This is a genomic window from Rhizobium sp. SVR5-9E (assembly GCF_056755095.1).
On sequence record NZ_JBNDHS010000562.1, the window covers coordinates 1 to 252 of the forward strand.

The window sequence follows — 252 nt, forward strand, 5'->3', positions numbered from 1 at the left end:
TGTCCGTACCGTCCAGCACCTTCAGCAACGTACTTTTACCGCAGCCGTTGTCGCCCAGCAGACCGATGCGATCGCCTTTTTTCAGCGTAAAGGAGAGCGAGTCGACGAGCGTACCAAACGCCGTATCAACACGTAGAGATTGTGCAGTGAGTAAAGTGCTCATTGTTGCTTACCCAAGAGTTACAGGCATGTTTATGCCTCGTCAAACATCGCTGACGATAACTCAGTAAGCCCGAGAGAAGGGATTTAGGG

At 51.2% G+C, this 252-nt stretch carries 1 protein-coding gene; it reads right to left on the bottom strand.

What is annotated here, in order from left to right; genetic code table 11:
- Nucleotides 1-163: ATP-binding cassette domain-containing protein (locus ACPYOJ_RS36070; RefSeq protein WP_481420489.1), on the bottom strand; the 163-nt coding region annotated here is incomplete at its 3' end.
- Between the last annotated feature and the right edge of the window lie 89 nt (nt 164-252).